Raw genomic sequence first — 20,984 nt, 5'->3', positions numbered from 1 at the left:
CCCGGCGCGCCGGCGGCCACCGCGGCCCCGCGCGGGGGGTGGTCGCACCCCCCCGCCGTGTGGGGGGCGGCCGGGGGCGGGCGGCCGCCCCGCGCCCCCCCCCCTTCCGTGCGGATCGGTGGTGCGCGGGTGGCTCAGACGGCCGAACCGGCCTTCCAGTCCGCCCAGTTCAGGTTCCAGCCGTTGAGGCCGTTGTCGGGGGCCACGGTCTTGTCGCCGGTGTTGGAGACGACCACGACGTCACCGATGATCGAGTGCGTGTACATCCAGTACGCGGGCGTGGTGGTGTCGTTGGCGCCCTTGGTGTCGGACAGGCCGACGCAGCCGTGGCTGGTGTTCACCGAGCCGAAGATGGACTTGGCGCCCCAGTAGTTGCCGTGCAGGAAGGTGCCGGAGCTGGTGAGGCGGATGGCGTGCGGCACGTCCTTGATGTCGTACTCGCCCTTGCCGTCGTTGTCGGTGAAGCCGACGGTCGCGCCGTTCATGCGCGTCTGCTTGTACTTCTCGGACATCACCATGATGCCGTTGTACGTCGTGTTCTCGGGCGAACCGGCCGAGATCGGGATGGTCTTGATGGTCTTGCCGTCCTCGGTGACCTTCATCTCCTTGGTCTTGGCGTCGACGTAGGAGACCTGGTTGCGGCCGATGTGGAAGGTGACCGTCTTCTGCTGGACGCCGTAGACACCGGAGGCGCCCTCGACACCGTCGAGCGCCAGCTTCAGCGTGACGGTGGAGTTCTCCTTCCAGTAGTCCTCGGGACGGCAGTCCATGCGCTGGGTGGAGAACCAGTGGCAGACGACCTCCTGGCCGCTGCTGGAGGTGACCGTGATGCCCTTCTGGACAGCGGCCTTGTTCGTGATCTGCTTGTCGAAGTTGATCGACACGGGCATGCCGACGCCGACGGTCGAGCCGTCCTCCGGGGTGAAGGTGCCTATGAAGCTGTTGGACGGGGAGACCGTGGTGAAGGACGCGTTCTCGTGCGCGACCAGCCCGGCGGAGTCCTTGGCCTCGGCGGCGACCTTGTAGGTGGTGGACCGCTCCAGCTGGGCGGAGGGCTTCCAGCTGGTCTTGTCGGCGGACAGGGCGCCGGCGACCGCGGTGCCGTCCGCGGTGGTCATGGTCACGCTGGTGAGCGTGCCCTTGCTGACGGTGACGGCGGCCGAGTTGTTGATCGACGCGTTGTCCGAGCCGTCCTTGGGTGTGATCGTGATGTCGGCCTGGGACGACTTCTTGGCCGCCGCCGCGTCCGCCTGGGACTGCGAACTCTCACCGCCGCCGGACGCCTTGTCGTCGCTGCCGGAACACGCCGTGAGCACCAGAACACCACCGAGCAGTGCGGACGCGGCCATCAGGCCCTTGCGCCGCTTACTGTCCGTCATCACACGCTTCTCCATCGTTGCCGAGTCCGCGAACACACCGAGAGTCCCCGTCAAGAACCTTCAACGCTACGGCCGCGCCGTCCCGTTCCACATTCTTCGGATCTGTGGGGCACACCACGTCCACAGGGGCGGCCGATGCGGGAGGGGCGGGCCCGCGCGCCCTCTGAGACGACGAAACCCCGGACGGCGGTTGCCGTCCGGGGTCACCGGTTCCCCGGATCGCTCAGCCGATGCCGCCCTCTTCGTCGTCTTCGTCGTCGCGCTCGTCATCATCCTCGTCGAGATCCCAGTCCGGCGAATCCGGATCGTAGGAAATCGGCTCGCTGGACCAGGAGGCCTGCTGGAGCTCGATCCCGGGCACCTCGCTGACCAGGTCGAACGGATCGACGAGATAGGCGAGGGCCTCGGCGGTGTCTTCCGTCACAGCGGCCTCGGCGTGCGCCCGCTCGTCGCCCGGCAGGTCGGGATCCCCGGCGATCCGGCGCAGCGCGGCCTTGGTGACCTCGCCGGCATCCTCGACCTCGAGGACCAGCTCCACCCGAAGCCGCACAAATCGTGATGTCTCTGGAGTGCTCATGGCGGGAGCGTACGGCCGAATCGTCCCGTGACTTTCCCGTGACCCGCGATTTTCACTAACATCGCCCCACACGGCCAATTCGCCAGCGTCACAAGGGGATCGATATTCCGTGTCATCCGCTCGCCGCCCGTTGCTGACCGCCACCGCCGCAGGCACGCTCCTGTGCGCGCTGTGGTTCGTCCCGTCCGCCAACGCGTCGCAGGACGCCCCGGCGAGAACCGGCACGTCGGAGGGTACGGCGACCCGCGTCACCCAGCAGGCCAGGGCGCTGTCCGAGGCCACCTCCGAGGCGACCGGGGACGCCACCCGACTCGCCGACACCGGCAGCCCGAACACCACGCCGTACGTCGTCGGCGGCACCCTTTTCCTCGCCGTCGGCGCGGGCTTCGTGGTCTATTCGGTCCGCCGCGAACGGCTGGAATTTTAAATAACTTGACCGACCTTTGACCCAGCGCCCACAGTCGCCCCATGAAGAGATCATCGGGCGTGCGGATCCGCGCCCTCGCCGTCGGCGGCGCGCTGTCCTTCGCCCTCATCACGGGCTGCTCCGGCGGGAGTTCCGAGGACACCGCGGGCACCGCGCGGGAGGCGTCCACCGTCAGGGCGCTGAGCACCGGGGAGTTGAAGCAGCGGATCCTCGCGCAGGGCGAGGTGGACGGCTACAAGGTCAACCCCATCGGCGGAGCCGCGCCGAACCGGAGCACCATCAAGTCCAGCGACGCGAAGTGCCGCCCGCTGGCCTACGTCCTCACCGGCCTCGCCCCGGCCGAACCGGCCACCGAGATCGGCCGCACGGTACGCGAGGACAAGAAGGACCCCACCGACGACGCGACCTCCCTCGACGACATGGCCGACGGCAAGTTCGAGAGCGCGCTCAAGGACTCCCTGAACCTGGACATCACCTCCCTCTCCCTGTCGTCGTACGACGGGAACGGCGCGCAGCAGGCCCTGCGGGCCCTCTCGACCGCCCTCAAGACGTGCACCACGGGCTTCACGGGCGGCGCCTCCGGCGACGAACAGAAGGTCACCGAGGTGACGCCCACCAAGGCGTCGGGACTGGGCGACGAGTCGGTCGCCTTCACCGCGACCACCGACATGGACGGCGACAAGGGCCCCCTCCACGCCGAGGTCGTCCGCCACGGCAACACGGTCGCCACGTACCTCACGATGAACATCGGCGCGATGATGACCGGGAAGACGTACACGGTACCGACGGCCGTGATCAAGGCCCAGTCGGCGAAGCTGGGCTAGAACGCAACTCCCCGCGCTCCTCGGAGAGGGGTGCGGGGAGAAACCAAGGGGCGCGGGGAACTGCGCGACCAGCCCCCACCCGTCCGCGGCCAAACGACTACCGCAACGCCCCCGTCACCTTCTCCGCCGCCGCGACCACGCCCCCGCCCCGCACGAACTCCTCCGCCGCGGCCAGGTCCGGCGCGAGGAACCGGTCCGGCCCAGGCCCCTGCACCCCCGCGGAGCGCACCGCGTCGATGACCGCCTGCGAGGCCGGTGCCGGCGCCAGCCCCTCCCGCAACTCGACGGCCCGGGTGGCCGCGTACAGCTCGACGGCGATGATCCGCGTCAGATTGCCCACGGCCGTCCGCAGCTTGCGCGCCGCCGACCACCCCATCGACACGTGGTCCTCCTGCATCGCCGAGGACGGGATCGAGTCGGCCGACGCCGGAACGGCAAGCCGCTTCAGGTCGCTCACCAGCGCCGCCTGCGTGTACTGGGCGATCATCAGCCCCGAGTCGACGCCCGCGTCGTCCGCGAGGAACGGCGGCAGCCCGTGGCTGCGGTTCTTGTCCAGCAGCCGGTCCGTCCGCCGCTCGGCGATGGACCCGAGGTCGGCCACCGCGATGGCGAGGAAGTCGAGGACGTAGGCGACCGGCGCCCCGTGGAAGTTGCCGTTGGACTCCACCCGCCCGTCGGGCAGGACGACGGGGTTGTCGACGGCCGACGCCAGCTCCCGCTCCGCGACCAGCCGGGCGTGCGCGAGCGTGTCCCGCCCGGCCCCGGCGACCTGCGGAGCACACCGCACCGAGTACGCGTCCTGGACGCGCGGCGCGTCGTCCTGGTGATGCCCGGTCAGCTGGGAGCCCTGGAGCACGGCGAGCATGTTGGCGGCGCTGTCGCCCTGCCCCGGGTGCGGCCGGATGGCGTGCAGCTCGGGCGCGAGCACCCTGTCCGTACCGAGCAGCCCTTCGAGGCTCAACGCGGCCGTGACATCGGCGGACTTGTACAGCATGTCCAGGTCGGCGAGGGCCATCACCAGCATGCCGAGCATGCCGTCGGTGCCGTTGAGAAGGGCGAGCCCCTCCTTCTCGCGCAGTTCGACGGGGGCGATCCCGTGTTCGGCGAGCAGCTCGCCGGCGGGCCGGACGACCCCGTCGGGGCCCTCGGCGTCTCCCTCGCCCATGAGCGTGAGGGCGCAGTGCGAGAGCGGGGCCAGGTCCCCGGAGCAGCCCAGGGAGCCGTACTCGTGCACGACCGGGGTGATGCCGGCGTTCAGCACGTCGGCCATGGTCTGGGCGACCTCGGGACGCACACCGGTGTGTCCGGAGCAGACGGTCTTCAGCCGCAGGAACATCAGGGCCCGGACGACCTCGCGCTCCACCCGCGGTCCCATGCCGGCCGCGTGCGAGCGGACGATGTTGCGCTGCAGCTGGGCGCGCAGCTCCGGGCTGATGTGCCGGGTCGCCAGGGCGCCGAAGCCGGTGCTGACGCCGTAGACCGGCTCCGGCTTGGCCGCCAGCGCGTCCACGATCTCGCGGGCTGCCGCGAGCGCCGCGACCGCCTCGGCCGAGAGCTCGATCCGGGCGCCGCCGCGCGCCACGGCGAGAACGTCGGACGCGGTGACACCGGACGTCCCCACCACCACAGTGTGCATATCCATATTCAGGAGCGTACGCAGTGAATGCGCCTGCTGTCACTACTGGGGCACGGGGTTGCCCCTTACTTGTACGTCACAGCCGTGCGCCACCGCCGTACGTCACAGGCCCCGGCGCCCGCGGAAGCTCCGCCGCTCGGCCCGCTCCGGCGGCGGCGCGTCGGCCAGCCGTACGACGGGATCGTCCGGCCCCTCCCGCCCGGCCACCACCGGCCGGTCGGCGCGCAGCGCCTTCGCCCGGTACTGGGCGGCGTCGGCGAGCCGGAACAGCCGGCGGGCCGAGCGCACCGGCCCGATCGGGTCCGCGGTCGAGGCGACCCCGCACGCGACCCCCTCACCGAGTTCCAACTCCCCGGCCCGGCGGCAGAGTTCGTCGGCCGCCTTGACCACGTCGTCGGCCGACGGGCCGACCGCGAGCAGACAGAACTCGTCCCCGCCGAGCCGCGCGGCGAGCGCGCCCGGAAGCATCGCCCCGCACAGCGACAGCACCGACCCGAAGCGTTCGAGAAGCCGGTCGCCGACGGCGTGCCCACGGGTGTCGTTCACCTTCTTGAGCCCGTTGAGGTCGCAGACGACGAGGCTGACCACGGCCCCGTCCGCGCGGTGCTGCTCGATCGCCTCGTCGAGGCGCACGTCGACGGCACGGCGGTTGGCGAGCCCGGTCAGCGCGTCGGTGTACGCGAGCCGGCGGGCCTCCTCCAGCTGCTCGGTCTGCGCGATCCCGGCGGCGGCGACGGAGGCGAGGACGGTGGCGAAGTCGGCGTCGGCACGGCCGAAGACGGGCGTGCGGGCGGCGCGGGCCACGTACAGCTCGCCCCAGGCCCTGCCGTGCAGCACGATCGGGGCGACCAGGCAGCAGCCGCGGCCCCGGCGGCGCAGGGCGGCGACACGCTGGTGGGAGTAACCGGGGCGGCCGGCGGCGGCGCCCTCGGCCGTCTCGACCCAGGCGTTGGGGCCGCCGCCGCCCGCCCAGCGTTCGTGGAGGAACTCGGTGATCTCCGGGAACTGGTGCACCGGATAGGCCTCGGCCTCCGGGAACTCCTCCTCGCCCGGGGCACGCTCCCCGACGTTCACGAGGACCCGCAGCCGGCCCAGGTCGCGCTCCCAGACGGAGAGCGCGGCGAAGCTGCCGTCCAGGGCGCGGCAGGCGCCGGCCGCGGCGGCGTGCCAGCACTCATGTGGGGTGTGAGCCGCAGCCATGCCCTGCGCCAGCGCGACGACGGCGGCCAGCCGGTTGTCCTCACCCATCACTCCAGGTTAGGGATTATTTGGTTCATTCGGGACATCGGCGCGACGAACAGGTGTTGCGGGGCCGGCGCATCGTCGCCGCCTGCGGACCGGTGGGGGTTGCTCGCGCAGTTCCCCGCGCCCCTCACGGGGCGCTGCCCAGCCAGCGCCGGCAAGCGTCCCCAGCCCCTGACCCACCCGCACCCCGCCCCTACTCCCCCGGCCACTCCGGCGACCGCTTCTCGTTGAACGCCGCCACGCCCTCCGCCCGGTCCCCCGAGAACGCCACCGTCCGCCACGCCGCGTCCTCCACCTCGAGCCCCGTCCGCAGGTCCAGCCCATGGCCCAGCCGCAACGCCCGCTTCGCCGCCCGCAGCCCCACCGGCGAGTTCGCCGCCATCCGGGCCGCCAGCGCCAGCGCGGCCTCCCGGTCCCGCCCCGCCTCCACCAGCTCGTCGACCAGGCCCAGTTCACGCGCCTCCGGCGCCTCCACCCGGCGCGCCGAGAAGACCAGTTCGGCCGCGCGGGCCGCGCCGACCCGGCGGGGCAGCAGCTGTGTGCCGCCGCCTCCCGGAATCACGCCGACCGACACCTCGGGCAGGCCCACCACGGCCGTGCCGTCGGCCACGATCACATCGCAGGAAAGGGCCAGCTCGAAGCCCCCGCCGAGCGCATAGCCGTGCACGGCGGCGATCGTCGGCATCGGAAGCTCCAGCACGCCGGTGTACGCCCCGCGCGACAGCGGCCGCGACCGGAGCAGCTCCGCGTCGCTCATCCCGTTGCGCTCCTTGAGGTCCGCGCCGACGCAGAACGCCCGCTCGTGCGACGAGGTCACCACCACCACGCGCGCGTCCCGGTCGCCGCCGAGCGCGGCACACGCGGCGATGATCGAGCGGGCCATCGCCATCGACACCGCGTTCATCGCCTTGGGCCGGTCCAGCACCAGCTCCGCGACGTGCCCGTGCCGCCGCACCAGCACGAACTCCCCGTAACGCTCCTCGCTCCCGCTCATGTGACCCTCCGCTCGACCCGCCAACGAGTTAACGCCGGTTAACTCCCTCGATCATCGCAGCCGGGGCAGAGCGGGGGAAGGGGCACCGGCCAGGCCGGACACCCTCGTTCGAGTGACATCCCGGGAGACTCCCGGCGCACGCCCCATGGGAGCGCATAACGTGCGCTCGCCACGGCGCATCGGGGGCGCGAGCGCATCGGGGAGGGATCGTGATGACCGAGACGTCGACGCAGCCGACGCCAGACACCGACCTCACGGCCGCAGAGCCGACACAGCCGGTACCGAAGCCGTCGGCCACGGACACCGCACGGCCGACGGCAGCGACCGACCGGGCGCCCGCAGCCCGGCCGCCCACGGACGCCAACCCGACCGGCCCGCGCCTCTTCACCCCCCGCCCCCGAGGCCGGCATCGCCGCCCCCGCCCCCGCAGGGTCCTGCTCGTGGCGGGCGGTATCGCGCTGGCCGCCGGGGCCCTGAGCCTCGTCCGGATGAACATCGATCCCGGCGTGGGCGGCCCCGGCACCGCCGAGGCCGAACCCCGGCTGGATCCGGGCACCGGGGCGGACCGGTCGACCCCTGCCGGCGCCATGGTCGCCACGGCCACCGCCACCACCGTCCCCCTGGTGAGCCCCGCGCCGGCCTCGGCGGCGGGCGGGGCGAGCACCACCCCGACGACGACCTCCACCCTCGTACCCCCGTCGGCCACGCCTCCGACCGCCGCACCGGCCGCCCCGGGCACGACCACCATTCCCGAGGCCCCGAACACACCGGCCCCCTCGGCCACCCGGCGACCGGACCCGGCACCGCCCCGAACCACACCCCCCGCCACACCCGCGCCCAGCCCCCAGCCCTCCACCCCCGCCCACCCCGGCCTCTGCGTCCCGATCATCGGCCTGTGCGTCGGCCCCTAGGGGCTCTCGCCGACCAGGGGACTTCCTACGAGCGTCGGACTTCTACGAGGACGGGACCGCGCCGTCCCGCCGGGTGAGCAGCCACGGCTCCACGACCCCCAGGCCACGCACCGGGCGCTGCCACATCGGCTGGAGGGCGAAGCGGTACGACGGGGGCTCCTCGCCCTCCTTCTCGGCGGTCGCCGCCTCCTCCGCGGCGGCCGCCTCCGAAGCCGGTGCCTCCCCCACCCGGATCAGCTCCTCCGCGAACGCGCTGTCGACGAGGACGGCGTCACGCGGCGCTATCGAGGTGAGGCGGGAGGCGAGGTTCACGGTCGTACCGAAGACATCGCCCATTCGGGTGGTCACGGTGCCGAAGGCCATGCCGACGCGCAGCTCCGGCATCGTCTCGTCGTTCGCCATCGTCTCGACCAGGCGCAGCGCGATGTCGGCGGCGATACCGGCGTCGTCGGCGGCGTACAGGACCTCGTCGCCGAGGGTCTTGATGAGCCGGCCGCCGCGGGCCGCCACCAGGTCGGCGGCGGTGGTCTCGAACGCCTCGACCAGCTCGCCGAGCTCCTCCTCCTCCATGCGCCGGGTCAGCCGGGTGAACCCCACGAGGTCGGCGAAGCCGACGGCGAGCCGGCGGTCGACCATCTCCTCGTCGTCGGTGGCCTGCACGACCCGGCCCGCCGAGGCGGCGAGCTGGCGGCGCCAGACGTAGACGAGGAACTCCTCCAGCTCGGGCAGGAGCAGTTCGACGATCGGGTACGTGACCTCGGTGCGGGTCATGCCCGGCTCGGGGGGCTCGGTCAGGCCCTCCAGGAAGGAATCCATCTGCCACTCCGCCAGACGGGCGGTGGTCTGCCCCGTGGACCGTGCCACCTGCACGGCCATGGCCTCGCTGAGCAGTCCCGCCTCGACGAGGCCGGCGAGCCGGCGCAGGGCCAGTACGTCGGCCTCCGTCAGCGCCTTGGCCTGCCCGATGTCGGCGAAACCCATCGCCCGCCAGAACCGCGACGCCAGCTCCATGGAGACGCCTGCGCTGCGGGCAGCCTGGAAGGGGGTGTAGCGGCGCTCGGCCCCGAGGATCAGGCCTTCGAGACGCAGCGCGAGGGGATCCTCGCCGGAGTCGGCGGCGTCCGCGCCCTCGCCGGAGCCCGTGTCGTCGACGGTCACGCCTGCTGCCCTTCCGATCTACCGCGGTCGCATACCGACCGGCCTCAACTCTACGGCAGCTGTGCGGTAGCTCACTTCGTGAGGTAAGCCGACTTCAGGTGGTGCGGGGCGCCGATTCGTCCCCGGCCGCGGGCCGGTGGGGGCCGGCCGCGCAGTTCCCCGCGCCCCTTACGGGGCGCTTCACAGCCACCCAGCTGCGGGCAGGCGTGCCGCATGGCGGCACGGGTGGGCGCTGGGGGTCCCCCCGGCCGAAGGCTGGGGGAGGCACCCGGCCAGCGCCGGTAAGCGTCCCCACACCCCCCGGCACCAGCCCACCCGCACCCTCACGCCGGCCGCAAGTGCACGATGTCCCCCGCCCCCACCGGCTCCTGAACCCCTGCCTCCGTGGCGATCACCAGCCTCCCGTCGCCGTCGACCGCCACCGCCTCCCCGACCAGCGACCGGTCCCCGGGCAGCTCCGCCCGGACCGACCGGCCCAGCGTCGCGCACCCCGCCGCGTAGGCCTCCTGGAGCCCGCTCGCGGCCGGATCGCCGCCCGCCGCGCGCCAGCGCCCGTACCAGTCCTCCAGGGACCGCAGGACCGCCCTCAGCAGCGTCTCGCGGTCCGTGCTCACCGCCCCGGCCAGCGCCAGCGACCCCGCCTGCGGCACCGGCAGCTCCGCCGCCCGGAGCGTGACGTTGATGCCGACGCCGACCACCACACCGTCCTCGTCGGCCCGCTCCGCGAGGATGCCCCCGGCCTTGCGCTCCTCGTCACCGACGGTGACCAGCAGGTCGTTGGGCCACTTGAGCGCCGTGTCGACGCCCGCCGCCTTCGCCAGCCCCGTCGCCACCGCCACCCCCGTGAGCAGCGGCAGCCAGCCCCAGCGGGCCACCGGCACCTCGGCCGGCTTCAGCAGTACCGAGAAGAACAGGCCCGAGCGCGGCGGCGCCGTCCACTGCCGGTCCAGCCGGCCCCGCCCCGCCGTCTGCTCCTCGGCGACCAGCACCACTCCCTCGTCGGCGTCCCCCGCGACGGCCCGCGCCACGAGGTCGGAGTTGGTGGAGCCGGTGCGGTCCACCACCTCGATGTCGCGGTACAGGCCCCCCTGGCCGCCGTCCCGCACCAGGGCCTTGCGCAGCCCCGCCGGGTTCAGCGGTGGACGGTCCAGGTCGGACCAACGATTGTTGTTCGCATCTGCTGCATCTCGCGGCGTCATGCAAGCCACCCTAGGTGTGTTGTACGCCGCACTGCCGTTTGGTAGGCACCCCACTACGCTACGGATGAGTAACCGTCCCCCCTTTTGAGCAGGCAGGGAGCCGCATCCCGATGTCCGAGCCGGAAGAGATCGACATTCACACGACCGCGGGGAAGCTCGCGGATCTCCAGCGCCGTGTCCACGAAGCGACACACGCCGGTTCGGAGCGCGCGGTCGAGAAGCAGCACGCCAAGGGCAAGCTGACGGCCCGTGAGCGGATCGAGCTGCTCCTCGACGAGGGCTCCTTCATCGAGCTGGACGAGTTCGCCCGGCACCGCTCCACCAACTTCGGCCTGGAGAAGAACCGCCCCTACGGCGACGGCGTCGTCACCGGGTACGGCACGGTCGACGGCCGGCCCGTCGCCGTCTTCTCCCAGGACTTCACCGTCTTCGGCGGCGCCCTCGGCGAGGTCTACGGCCAGAAGATCGTCAAGGTCATGGACTTCGCCCTGAAGACCGGCTGCCCGGTCATCGGCATCAACGACTCCGGCGGGGCGAGGATCCAGGAAGGCGTCGCCTCCCTCGGCGCCTACGGCGAGATCTTCCGCCGAAACACCCACGCGAGCGGCGTGATCCCGCAGATCTCCCTCGTCGTCGGCCCCTGCGCGGGCGGCGCCGTGTACTCCCCGGCCATCACCGACTTCACGGTCATGGTCGACCAGACGTCCCACATGTTCATCACAGGACCGGACGTCATCAAGACGGTGACCGGCGAGGACGTCGGCTTCGAGGAGCTGGGCGGCGCCCGGACCCACAACTCCGTCTCCGGTGTGGCCCACCACATGGCCGGCGACGAGAAGGACGCCGTCGAGTACGTCAAGCAGCTGCTGTCGTACCTGCCGTCCAACAACCTCTCCGAGGCCCCGGTCTTCCCCGAGGAGGCCGACCTCACGGTCACCGACGAGGACCGCGAGCTGGACACCCTGGTCCCGGACAGCGCCAACCAGCCGTACGACATCCACACGGTGCTCGAACACGTCCTCGACGACGGTGAGTTCTTCGAGACGCAGGCCCTGTTCGCCCCGAACATCGTCACCGGCTTCGGCCGCGTGGAGGGCCACCCGGTCGGCATCGTCGCCAACCAGCCGATGCAGTTCGCCGGCTGTCTCGACATCAAGGCCAGCGAGAAGGCCTCCCGCTTCGTCCGCACCTGCGACGCCTTCAACGTCCCGGTCGTCACCTTCGTCGACGTCCCCGGCTTCCTGCCCGGCGTCGACCAGGAGCACGACGGCATCATCCGCCGCGGCGCCAAGCTGATCTACGCCTACGCCGAGGCCACCGTCCCCCTCATCACCGTCATCACCCGCAAGGCCTTCGGCGGCGCCTACGACGTCATGGGCTCCAAGCACCTGGGCGCCGACCTCAACCTCGCCTGGCCCACCGCCCAGATCGCCGTCATGGGCGCCCAGGGCGCCGTCAACATCCTGCACCGCCGCACCATCGCGGAGGCGGAGGAATCAGGCGAGGGCGAGGCCACCCGGGCGCAGCTCATCCGCGAGTACGAGGACACCCTCCTCAACCCCTACACGGCGGCCGAACGCGGCTACATCGACGCCGTCATCATGCCGTCGGACACCCGCCGCCACGTCGTACGGGGCCTGCGCCAGCTCCGCACCAAGCGCGAGTCCCTGCCCCCGAAGAAGCACGGCAACATCCCCCTGTAAGGAGAGCCGCTGTGACGATCAAGGTCATACGGGGCAACCCGACCCCGGAGGAGCTGGCCGCCGCCCTGGCGGTGGTAAGGGCCCGCGCGGCGGCCCTGGCGGCCGCCCCGTCCGGCACCCCGCCGACAACCAGCGCCTGGTCCGACCCGAGCCGCATCGCCCAACGCCGGGTCCCACACCCGAGTCCGGCCGCATGGACCCGTACCTACTGGCCTGGCTAGCCACCGGACACTCAGGGGCGCGGGGCTGTATCGATATGCGGCTCCGCCGCGTGGGCGCACGTAAGTGGAATCCCGGGCACCAATCTGAGTACCCCTACTCAGGCGCCCGAGGTCGGCCAAGCCCCACGCTGGTGACATGCTGTGGTCGGACCCCGAAGACGAGCCGCCGAAGGACCTGCAGGACATGCAGAGGACCCTCCGGCGGCTCGGCGTCTTCCTGGCCCTGGTCATGGTCGTCCTGATGATCGTGCTCGGCGTGAGGTGACGCCCTCCTGTCGGCCCTCCGGTCGGCCACGCCGATAGTCTGCCCCCATGCGCAGACTCGTCCTCGCCTCCCAGTCCCCCGCCCGGCTGAACCTCCTGCGCCAGGCGGGCCTCGCTCCCGAGGTGATCGTCAGCGGCGTCGACGAGGACGCCGTCACCGCGCCCACCCCGGCCGACCTGGCCCTCGCCCTCGCGGAGGCGAAGGCGTCCGTGGTCGCCGCCCGCCCCGACGTCCAGGGCGCGATCGTCATCGGCTGCGACTCGGTGCTGGACATCGACGGCCAGGCCCTCGGCAAGCCGGGCGACGCCGAGGAGGCCACCGCCCGCTGGAAGTCGATGCGCGGCCGGGCCGGCACCCTGCAGACCGGGCACTGCGTGTGGGACACGGCGAGCAAGCGCTGGGTGTCGGCGACCGCGTCCACCGTCGTACGGTTCGGCGAGCCCTCCGACGAGGAGATCGCCGCGTACGTCGCCTCGGGCGAACCCCTCTACGTGGCGGGGGCGTTCACCCTGGACGGCCGCAGCGCGCCGTTCATCGAGGGCATCGACGGCGACCACGGCAACGTGATCGGCATCAGCCTGCCCCTGGTCCGCCGGCTGCTGGCGGAGCTCGGCGTCGGCATCACGGAGTTGTGGGCGCCGGCGGAGTGAACGGTGCCGCGGGCGGCGTGTCGTTCTTCGCCTCCGGCTCGGGCTCCGGCACCGGTTCCGGGGCGCTCTCGGAGCCGGCCCCGTCCTCGCTCCCGTCGCCACCCGCGGCCCCGGCACCGCCGGCCGCGTCCGCCACCTGGTCGTACGTCATCAGCAGCAGGACGACGAGTGTGAGGACGACGAGCATGGACAGGAACGCGGTCCAGCCGATCAGGCCCCACGCGACGGCGGCCAGCAGGCCGTGCACGACCGCCACGCTGATCAGGAGCACCCGGCCGAGGCCGGCGGGCGCGCGGTTGCGTACGGCGACCAGGAGTGCCACCAGGCCGCACAGCGCGAAGTAGAGGCCGAAGACGACGGCGCCGACCTTCGCGGACATCGACATCCTGTCCGGGTCGAGGCCGGCCAGGGACATGTCCTGACGGTCGACGACCACCCCCATGAACCAGTTGAGTGCAGCGATCCCGAATGCCTCGGCGAAGAGTATGACCGCCACCACCCATGCCACCGGTCTGCGCACCACCGGCCCCCACCCACTTTCGTTCACGGCTCGAGCCGAGCCGGTGTTACTTGAAGTACGTTCAAGACATCGCGAACGCTACTAACGGGTAAACCGCGGGACAAGGGTCCGGTCGGCAGCAAAGAAACGTTGGGCCATTCGTAGGGACTCAACAAAGAAACGGAGTGGGGCGCGGCACGCTCTCACAGAGACCTTGACCACATGACGGAGCTAGGGTTTCCCGAAGGAGTCCTGCGTAGTGAGGTGCGACAAGGGATTTCGCGGGTCGGGTGAGCCTCGCATCACGCTCCGTGTGGGCAAGCTCACCACAGGGGACGGGTCGAAGTGCCGTGTCGGCAGTCCCTAAACTCGGCTTGTTTCAAGGAGGGAGCCTCAATCGTGCGCAAGGTGCTCATCGCCAACCGTGGCGAAATCGCTGTCCGCGTGGCCCGGGCCTGCCGGGACGCCGGGATCGCGAGCGTGGCCGTCTACGCGGATCCGGACCGGGACGCTCTGCATGTCCGCGCCGCGGATGAGGCGTTCGCCCTGGGCGGTGACACCCCGGCCACCAGTTACCTGGACATCGCGAAGGTCCTGAACGCGGCGCGTGAGGCCGGCGCGGACGCCATCCACCCGGGCTACGGCTTCCTGTCCGAGAACGCCGAGTTCGCGCAGGCGGTCCTGGACGCGGGCCTGACCTGGATCGGCCCGCCGCCGCAGGCGATCCGCGACCTGGGCGACAAGGTGGCGGCCCGGCACATCGCCCAGCGCGCCGGTGCCCCGCTGGTGGCCGGCACCCCGGACCCGGTCTCGGGCGCCGACGAGGTCGTGGCCTTCGCCGAGGAGCACGGCCTGCCGATCGCCATCAAGGCGGCCTTCGGCGGCGGCGGGCGCGGCCTGAAGGTCGCCCGCACCCTCGAAGAGGTCCCGGAGCTGTACGACTCCGCCGTCCGTGAGGCGGTGGCCGCCTTCGGCCGCGGCGAGTGCTTCGTGGAGCGCTACCTGGACCGCCCCCGGCACGTGGAGACCCAGTGCCTGGCCGACACCCACGGCAACGTGGTCGTCGTCTCCACCCGTGACTGCTCGCTGCAGCGCCGCCACCAGAAGCTGGTCGAGGAGGCCCCCGCGCCGTTCCTCTCCGAGGCCCAGGTCGCCGAGCTGTACCGGGCGTCCAAGGCCATCCTGCAGGAGGCCGGCTACGTCGGCGCCGGGACCTGCGAGTTCCTGGTCGGCCAGGACGGCACGATCTCCTTCCTGGAGGTCAACACCCGCCTCCAGGTCGAGCACCCGGTGACCGAGGAGGTCGCCGGCATCGACCTGGTCCGCGAGATGTTCCGGATCGCCGACGGCGAGGAACTCGGCTACGGCGACCCGGAGCTGCGCGGTCACTCGTTCGAGTTCCGCATCAACGGCGAGGACCCGGGCCGCAACTTCCTGCCCGCTCCCGGCACGGTCACCCGCTTCGACGCCCCCTCCGGCCCCGGCGTCCGCCTGGACGCGGGCGTGGAGGCCGGCTCGGTCATCGGCCCCGCCTGGGACTCCCTGCTCGCCAAGCTGATCGTCACCGGCCGCACCCGCGCGGAGGCCCTGCAGCGGGCCGCCCGCGCCCTGGACGAGTTCCAGGTGGAGGGCATGGCCACGGCCATCCCGTTCCACCGCGTCGTCGTCCGCGACCCGGCCTTCGCCCCCGAGCTGACCGGCTCCGAGGACCCCTTCACGGTCCACACCCGCTGGATCGAGACCGAGTTCGTCAACGAGATCAAGCCCTTCGCCGCCCCCGCCGACGCCGAGGCCGAGGACGACAAGGACCGCGAGACGATCGTCGTCGAGGTCGGCGGCAAGCGCCTGGAGGTCTCCCTCCCGGCCGCCCTGGGCATGACCCTGGCCCGCACCGGCCTCGCCGCGGGGGCCAAGCCGAAGCGCCGCGCCGCGAAGAAGTCCGGCCCGGTCGCCTCCGGCGACACCCTCGCCTCGCCGATGCAGGGCACGATCGTCAAGGTCGCGGTCGAGGAGGGCCAGGAGGTCAAGGAGGGCGACCTGATCGTCGTCCTGGAGGCCATGAAGATGGAGCAGCCCCTCAACGCCCACAAGGCCGGCACCGTCAAGGGCCTCGCCGCCGAGGTCGGCGCGTCCCTCACCTCCGGCGCCGTGATCTGCGAGATCAAGGACTGACGACACCCCGCACCGCGTCGCCCGGCGAACGTCACCCGTTCGCCGGGCACCCGGCTTTCTGGACGACTTCCTGGAGCGTGGAACGCCCCATGCGCGCCGACGCCCGCCGCAACCACGACCGGCTGCTGGCCGAGGCCCGCACCGTCTTCGCCGAGCACGGCACGGACGCCTCCCTGGAGGACGTGGCCCGCCGGGCGGGCGTGGGCATCGGCACCCTCTACCGCCACTTCCCGACCCGGCACGCCCTGATGAGCGCGGTCTTCGAGGACGCGGTGAACGAACTCCTGGACCGTGCCCGCGAGTTGCGGACCGCCCCCGACCCGTGCCAGGCCCTGCTGACCTGGCTCCACGAGGTGGTCGTCCACGCGGCGGCCTACCGGGGCCTGTCGAGGGCCCTGATGTCAGCGTCCCCGGACTCCGCCCTGTCCCGCTGCGGCACCCCGATGCGGGAGGCGGGCAACGCCCTCCTGACCCGCGCTCAGAACGCGGGCACGGTACGCCCGGACGTACAGATCACGGACCTGCTCCGACTCACCCACGCCATCGCCCTGGCAAGTGAGGAGTCACCCGGGGACCCCGAGTTGGCAAGCCGCTTGCTTACCCTGACTTTGAAGGGACTCAGACCTGAGAAACCTAGGGGCGCGGGGAACTGCGCGACCAGCCACAGCGGACTCGCACCCGCCCACGAGCCCCACGCCTACGGCGATTAGGCACCCTCCCTCACCGCCGCCGCATATCAGCAACCCGCCCCCGCTCAGCCCCTGTCGGCGGCTCCCCCTGAAGCATCGACGCCGACCGCAACCCCGGCCCCTGACTCCGCCGCGGCCCCGGCAGGGCGACGTCCCGGCGCTGCTGCTGATGCTGCTGGCGCGCCGGGACCTGGTCACCCCCCGGGTTCCCCGACGCCCCGGCCACGGCGATCTGCACCCCCTGATCGGCAAGGGCCTGCAGCTCGGTGACCGCACGGTCGTCGTGGGCCGGCGGCTCGTCCGTGACGAGCCGGGTGATGAGATCGGTCGGCACGGTCTGGAACATCGTGTCCGTACCGAGCTTGGTGTGGTCGGCGAGGATGACGACCTCCGCGGCGGCCTGCACCAGCGCCCGGTCGACGGAGGCCGACAGCATGTTGGACGTGGACAGCCCCCGCTCCGCCGTCAGGCCGCTCCCGGACAGGAAGGCCTTCGACACGCGCAGCCCCTGCAGGGACTGCTCCGCACCGGAGCCCACGAGGGCGTAGTTGGACCCGCGGAGCGTCCCGCCGGTCATCACGACCTCGACCCGGTTGGCATGGGCCAGCGCCTGCGCCACCAGCAGGGAATTGGTGACGACGGTCAGCCCGGGCACTCTCGCCAGCCGGCGTGCGAGTTCCTGGGTCGTGGTCCCCGCCCCGACCACGATGGCCTCGCCCTCTTCGACGAGACCCGCGGCGAGATCGGCGATGGCCGTCTTCTCGGCGGTCGCGAGATGAGACTTCTGCGGAAAGCCGGACTCCCGCGTGAACCCGCCCGGCAGTACCGCACCGCCGTGCCGGCGGTCGAGGAGTCCTTCTGCCTCCAGTGCGCGCACGTCCCGCCGTACGGTCACTTCGGAGGTCTGGACGACGCGGGCGAGCTCACGGAGCGACACGGCCCCGTTCGCTCGCACCATTTCGAGGATCAATTGGCGACGTTCTGCAGCGAACACGAAACTGACAGTAACCCCAACGACCGTCTGCTTTCAGCAGTTTGCGCCGAATAGCAGAAGTTGTTCGCACAGCAGGGTCGGGAGTGGTATAGGAGCTACCCACCCCGCCTATGCCGCACGCATGACCGACAACTCCCCGTGACCAGCGGGGAGTCGGTTCCGGCCGTCAGAACTCGTTGCCGGCCTTCCGGGTGTGCAGCTGCCGCGCCACCTCGGCGATCGACCCCGAAAGAGAGGGATAGACGGTGAACGCGTTCGCGATCTGTTCGACCGTCAGATTGTTGTCGACGGCGATCGAGATCGGATGGATCAGTTCCGAGGCCCGCGGCGAGACCACCACACCGCCCACCACGATCCCGGTCCCCGGCCGGCAGAACAGCTTCACGAAGCCGTCGCGGATGCCCTGCATCTTCGCGCGCGGGTTGCGCAGCAGCGGCAGCTTCACCACCCGGGCGTCGATCTTGCCCGCGTCCACGTCGGCCTGCGTGTACCCCACCGTCGCGATCTCGGGATCGGTGAAGACGTTCGACGAAACCGTCTTCAGATTCAACGGCGCCACCGCGTCGCCCAGGAAGTGGTACATCGCGATCCGCCCCTGCATGGCGGCCACCGACGCAAGCGCGAAGACACCGGTCACGTCACCGGCGGCGTACACGCCCGGAGCCGTCGTCCGCGACACCTTGTCGGTCCAGATGTGCCCGGAGTCGCGCAGCTTGACGCCGGCGCCCTCCAGCCCCAGCCCCGCGCTGTTCGGAATGGCACCGACGGCCATCAGACAGTGCGACCCGCTGATGACCCGCCCGTCCGCGAGCGTGACCTCGACCCGGTCCCCGACCCTCTTCGCCGCGGCCGCCCGCGACCGGGCCATGACGTTCATGCCACGGCGCCGGAAGACGTCCTCCAGGACGGCGGCCGCGTCCGGGTCCTCACCCGGCAGCACCCGGTCCCGCGACGACACCAGCGTGACCCTCGACCCCAGCGCCTGGTAGGCGCCCGCGAACTCGGCGCCGGTCACACCGGACCCGACCACGATGAGCTCCTCGGGCAGCTCGGTGAGGTCGTAGACCTGGGTCCAGTTCAGGATGCGCTCGCCGTCGGGCAGCGCGTCGGGCACCTCACGCGGATGCCCGCCGGTGGCGATCAGCACCGCATCGGCCGTGAGCGTCTCCTCGCTCCCGTCCGCCGCGCTGACCACGACCTTCCGGGACCCGTCGAGGGCCTGCATGCCCTCCAGCCGCCCCCGCCCCCGCATGACCCGCGCACCGGCCCGCGTCACCGAAGCGGTGATGTCATGCGACTGCGCGAGGGCAAGCCGCTTCACACGCCGGTTGACCTTCCCCAGATCAACACCCACCACCCGGGCGGCCTGCTCCAAGGGCGGGGTGTCATCGGCGACGATGATCCCCAGCTCTTCGTACGACGAATCGAAGGTCGTCATGACCTCGGCCGTAGCGATAAGGGTCTTCGACGGCACGCAGTCGGTCAGCACCGACGCTCCGCCCAGACCGTCGCAGTCGACGACGGTCACCTCCGCGCCGAGCTGCGCGGCCACCAGCGCCGCTTCATAGCCGCCGGGTCCGCCACCGATGATCACGATCCGAGTCACGTACTCCATTGTCCCGCACGCTTCAAGGTGCTACTGCCCGGGGGCGGCGCCCGGCGCATCCGGGGACAGGAGTGACACCCGTGACGCCTGCCGTACCCTCTCCCCATGTCGTCGCTCTACGCCGCGTACGCCGGTAATCTCGACGCGCGGCTGATGTCCCGCCGCGCCCCCCACTCCCCCCTGCGCGCCACCGGCTGGCTGAACGGCTGGCGGCTGACCTTCGGCGGCGAGCACATGGGCTGGGAGGGCTCCCTGGCGACGATCGTCGAGGACCCCGTCTCCCAGGTCTTCGTCGGCCTGTACGACATCGCCCCGATGGACGAGGAGTCCATGGACCGCTGGGAGGGCGTCGCCATGGGCATCTACCGCCGCGCCCGGGTCCGCGTGCACACCCTGGAGGGCGAGGAGACCGCCTGGCTCTACGTCCTGGACGGCTACGAGGGCGGCCTGCCCTCCGCCCGCTACCTCGGCGAGATCGCCGACGCCGCCGAGTCCGCGGGCGCGCCCCACGACTACGTGATGGAACTCCGCAAGCGCCCCTGCTGAGCCCCCAAGCCTCACAGACCACCCACAGCCCACTCAAAAGTAACCCGCGTCACACTCCTCATCGGAAACGACAAGACAACGATCGCAATCCCATGAGCTCCGTCATCTACGCGCGTAGGCCCAGACCGGCTACTCTCATCCGCGTGAACGCATCTCTTCTTCCGGACGACATCCAGGGCGACCCCCACGCCGCCGCCGACGCGGCCGCCGCCCGCCTGCGCGAGCTCACCGGCGCCGACACCCACGACGTCGCCCTCGTGATGGGCTCCGGCTGGGCTCCGGCCGTCGACGCCCTGGGCGCTCCCGACGCCGAGTTCCAGGTCACCGAGCTGCCCGGCTTCCCGCCGCCGGCCGTGGCGGGGCACGGCGGCACGATCCGCTCGTACTCCTCCGGTGACAAGCGCGCGCTGGTCTTCCTGGGCCGCACGCACTACTACGAGGGCCGGGGCGTCGCCGCCGTCGCACACGGCGTCCGCACCGCCGTGGCCGCCGGCTGCAAGACGATCATTCTCACCAACGGCTGCGGCGGCCTGCGCGAGGGCATGCGCCCCGGCCAGCCGGTCCTCATCAGCGACCACATCAACCTGACGGCGACCTCCCCCATCATCGGCGCCAACTTCGTCGACCTCACCGACCTCTACTCCCCCCGCCTGCGCGCCCTGTGCAAGGAGATCGACCCCAGCCTCGAAGAGGGCGTCTACGCACAGTTCCCCGGCCCGCACTACGAGACGCCGGCCGAGATCCGCATGGCCCGCGTCATCGGCGCGGACCTGGTGGGCATGTCGACGGTCCTGGAGGCGATCGCCGCGCGCGAGGCGGGCGCCGAGGTGCTGGGCATCTCCCTGGTGACGAACCTCGCCGCGGGCATGACGGGCGAGCCCCTCAACCACGAGGAGGTCCTCCAGGCGGGCCGCGACTCGGCGGCACGGATGGGCGAACTGCTGGCGCAGGTACTGGGCAGGCTCTGAGGACGCCATCCTGGCCGATCGCGCAGTTCCCCGCGCCCCTGGCGGGGCACTGCGGTCACCCGAGCCGGAATCCGAACGGTCGCCGAAGCTGCCGTCCGTCGCAATGGTTCGCAAGGGGACGGGGCGGGGAGTTTCCGCCCGCAGTGGCCGGCGTTCGTCGGCCCGCACGATCCGAGATGCACCACCGCCGGTCCGAGGACGGAGACTCCCCGCCCCCGGCCCCCCCCCCCCCCGTCCGGGGGGGGGCCCAAGGGGCGCCACGGGGGGGCCGAACAACGACGCTGGAAGGCCACAGAAATGTGGGGGAGGAGAGAGGGTGGA

General features: G+C 71.8%; 21 protein-coding genes. 11 read left to right on the top strand and 10 right to left on the bottom strand.

Features of this window, described 5'->3' with window-relative positions; genetic code table 11:
• Positions 1-134: 134 nt before the first annotated feature.
• Together ACFWPQ_RS04390 and ACFWPQ_RS04385 are read right to left on the bottom strand one after the other, a co-directional pair.
• On the bottom strand, positions 135-1,379 hold the full coding sequence (locus ACFWPQ_RS04390; RefSeq protein WP_384029804.1) for an Ig-like domain-containing protein: 1,245 nt from the start codon (positions 1,377-1,379) through the stop codon (positions 135-137).
• A 223-nt stretch (positions 1,380-1,602) separates the two neighbouring features.
• Entirely contained in the window at positions 1,603-1,956 is a 354-nt protein-coding gene (locus tag ACFWPQ_RS04385; protein WP_384029802.1) for a hypothetical protein, read from the bottom strand.
• Positions 1,957-2,065: 109 nt separating this feature from the next.
• On the opposite strand from ACFWPQ_RS04385, the gene ACFWPQ_RS04380 reads away from it, so the two are divergent.
• Positions 2,066-2,383, top strand: coding sequence for an LAETG motif-containing sortase-dependent surface protein (locus ACFWPQ_RS04380; protein WP_361303434.1), 318 nt, complete (start codon positions 2,066-2,068; stop codon positions 2,381-2,383).
• Between the two features lie 41 nt (positions 2,384-2,424).
• Complete coding sequence (locus ACFWPQ_RS04375; protein WP_384029799.1) at positions 2,425-3,207, top strand: hypothetical protein; 783 nt, start codon at positions 2,425-2,427, stop codon at positions 3,205-3,207.
• Between the two features lie 97 nt (positions 3,208-3,304).
• Here ACFWPQ_RS04375 and hutH read toward each other — a convergent pair whose 3' ends face one another.
• The 3 genes from hutH to ACFWPQ_RS04360 all read right to left on the bottom strand — a co-directional run bounded on the left by hutH (position 3,305) and on the right by ACFWPQ_RS04360 (position 7,082).
• Positions 3,305-4,843, bottom strand: coding sequence for a histidine ammonia-lyase (gene hutH, locus ACFWPQ_RS04370; protein WP_384030086.1), 1,539 nt, complete (start codon positions 4,841-4,843; stop codon positions 3,305-3,307).
• 102 nt (positions 4,844-4,945) lie between these two features.
• The gene (locus tag ACFWPQ_RS04365) at positions 4,946-6,091 is read right to left on the bottom strand and encodes a diguanylate cyclase domain-containing protein (protein ID WP_384029797.1); all 1,146 of its coding nucleotides are present in this window, start codon (positions 6,089-6,091) and stop codon (positions 4,946-4,948) included.
• Positions 6,092-6,281: 190 nt separating this feature from the next.
• Positions 6,282-7,082 (bottom strand): enoyl-CoA hydratase/isomerase family protein, encoded by an 801-nt coding sequence (locus ACFWPQ_RS04360; RefSeq protein ID WP_384029795.1) that lies wholly within the window; start codon positions 7,080-7,082, stop codon positions 6,282-6,284.
• Positions 7,083-7,294: 212 nt separating this feature from the next.
• On the opposite strand from ACFWPQ_RS04360, the gene ACFWPQ_RS04355 reads away from it, so the two are divergent.
• Positions 7,295-7,993, top strand: a complete 699-nt coding sequence (locus tag ACFWPQ_RS04355) for a hypothetical protein (protein ID WP_384029793.1) — start codon at positions 7,295-7,297, stop codon at positions 7,991-7,993.
• A 42-nt stretch (positions 7,994-8,035) separates the two neighbouring features.
• Here ACFWPQ_RS04355 and ACFWPQ_RS04350 read toward each other — a convergent pair whose 3' ends face one another.
• Positions 8,036-9,151 (bottom strand): adenylate/guanylate cyclase domain-containing protein, encoded by a 1,116-nt coding sequence (locus ACFWPQ_RS04350; RefSeq protein ID WP_384029791.1) that lies wholly within the window; start codon positions 9,149-9,151, stop codon positions 8,036-8,038.
• A 323-nt stretch (positions 9,152-9,474) separates the two neighbouring features.
• Entirely contained in the window at positions 9,475-10,350 is an 876-nt protein-coding gene (locus ACFWPQ_RS04345; protein WP_384029789.1) for a biotin--[acetyl-CoA-carboxylase] ligase, read from the bottom strand.
• Between the two features lie 110 nt (positions 10,351-10,460).
• Here ACFWPQ_RS04345 and ACFWPQ_RS04340 point away from each other — a divergent pair, with 110 nt between their 5' ends.
• The 4 genes from ACFWPQ_RS04340 (at position 10,461) to ACFWPQ_RS04325 (ending at position 13,189) form a co-directional block, all read left to right on the top strand.
• Positions 10,461-12,053 (top strand): acyl-CoA carboxylase subunit beta, encoded by a 1,593-nt coding sequence (locus ACFWPQ_RS04340; RefSeq protein ID WP_384029787.1) that lies wholly within the window; start codon positions 10,461-10,463, stop codon positions 12,051-12,053.
• 11 nt (positions 12,054-12,064) lie between these two features.
• Positions 12,065-12,274 (top strand): acyl-CoA carboxylase epsilon subunit, encoded by a 210-nt coding sequence (locus tag ACFWPQ_RS04335; protein WP_384029785.1) that lies wholly within the window; start codon positions 12,065-12,067, stop codon positions 12,272-12,274.
• Positions 12,275-12,410: 136 nt separating this feature from the next.
• A complete protein-coding gene (gene mmpB, locus ACFWPQ_RS04330; protein ID WP_361305705.1) occupies positions 12,411-12,539 on the top strand; it encodes a morphogenic membrane protein MmpB in 129 nt (42 codons plus the stop codon).
• A 47-nt stretch (positions 12,540-12,586) separates the two neighbouring features.
• The gene (locus ACFWPQ_RS04325; protein ID WP_384029783.1) at positions 12,587-13,189 is read left to right on the top strand and encodes a Maf family protein; all 603 of its coding nucleotides are present in this window, start codon (positions 12,587-12,589) and stop codon (positions 13,187-13,189) included.
• Here the strand turns inward: ACFWPQ_RS04325 and ACFWPQ_RS04320 are convergent.
• The gene (locus ACFWPQ_RS04320; protein WP_384030084.1) at positions 13,161-13,712 is read right to left on the bottom strand and encodes a hypothetical protein; all 552 of its coding nucleotides are present in this window, start codon (positions 13,710-13,712) and stop codon (positions 13,161-13,163) included. The genes ACFWPQ_RS04325 and ACFWPQ_RS04320 overlap by 29 nt on opposite strands.
• 375 nt (positions 13,713-14,087) lie before the next feature.
• On the opposite strand from ACFWPQ_RS04320, the gene ACFWPQ_RS04315 reads away from it, so the two are divergent.
• Together ACFWPQ_RS04315 and ACFWPQ_RS04310 are read left to right on the top strand one after the other, a co-directional pair.
• A complete protein-coding gene (locus ACFWPQ_RS04315) occupies positions 14,088-15,860 on the top strand; it encodes an acetyl/propionyl/methylcrotonyl-CoA carboxylase subunit alpha (RefSeq protein WP_384029781.1) in 1,773 nt (590 codons plus the stop codon).
• A gap of 89 nt (positions 15,861-15,949) precedes the next feature.
• On the top strand, positions 15,950-16,570 hold the full coding sequence (locus ACFWPQ_RS04310) for a TetR/AcrR family transcriptional regulator (protein ID WP_384029779.1): 621 nt from the start codon (positions 15,950-15,952) through the stop codon (positions 16,568-16,570).
• 10 nt (positions 16,571-16,580) lie between these two features.
• Here the strand turns inward: ACFWPQ_RS04310 and ACFWPQ_RS04305 are convergent, their stop codons facing one another.
• The gene (locus tag ACFWPQ_RS04305; RefSeq protein ID WP_361305697.1) at positions 16,581-17,519 is read right to left on the bottom strand and encodes a DeoR/GlpR family DNA-binding transcription regulator; all 939 of its coding nucleotides are present in this window, start codon (positions 17,517-17,519) and stop codon (positions 16,581-16,583) included.
• 190 nt (positions 17,520-17,709) lie between these two features.
• Entirely contained in the window at positions 17,710-19,158 is a 1,449-nt protein-coding gene (locus ACFWPQ_RS04300) for an NAD(P)H-quinone dehydrogenase (RefSeq protein ID WP_384029777.1), read from the bottom strand.
• Positions 19,159-19,254: 96 nt separating this feature from the next.
• Here ACFWPQ_RS04300 and ACFWPQ_RS04295 point away from each other — a divergent pair, with 96 nt between their 5' ends.
• Complete coding sequence (locus ACFWPQ_RS04295) at positions 19,255-19,695, top strand: gamma-glutamylcyclotransferase (protein ID WP_350784992.1); 441 nt, start codon at positions 19,255-19,257, stop codon at positions 19,693-19,695.
• Between the two features lie 143 nt (positions 19,696-19,838).
• Positions 19,839-20,663, top strand: a complete 825-nt coding sequence (locus ACFWPQ_RS04290; RefSeq protein ID WP_384029774.1) for a purine-nucleoside phosphorylase — start codon at positions 19,839-19,841, stop codon at positions 20,661-20,663.
• The last annotated feature ends 321 nt before the right edge of the window (positions 20,664-20,984 follow it).

The organism is Streptomyces sp. NPDC058464 (genome assembly GCF_042721035.1).
Taxonomy (GTDB): Bacteria; Actinomycetota; Actinomycetes; order Streptomycetales; family Streptomycetaceae; genus Streptomyces.
This window is presented reverse-complemented; position numbering and strand designations above follow the sequence as displayed.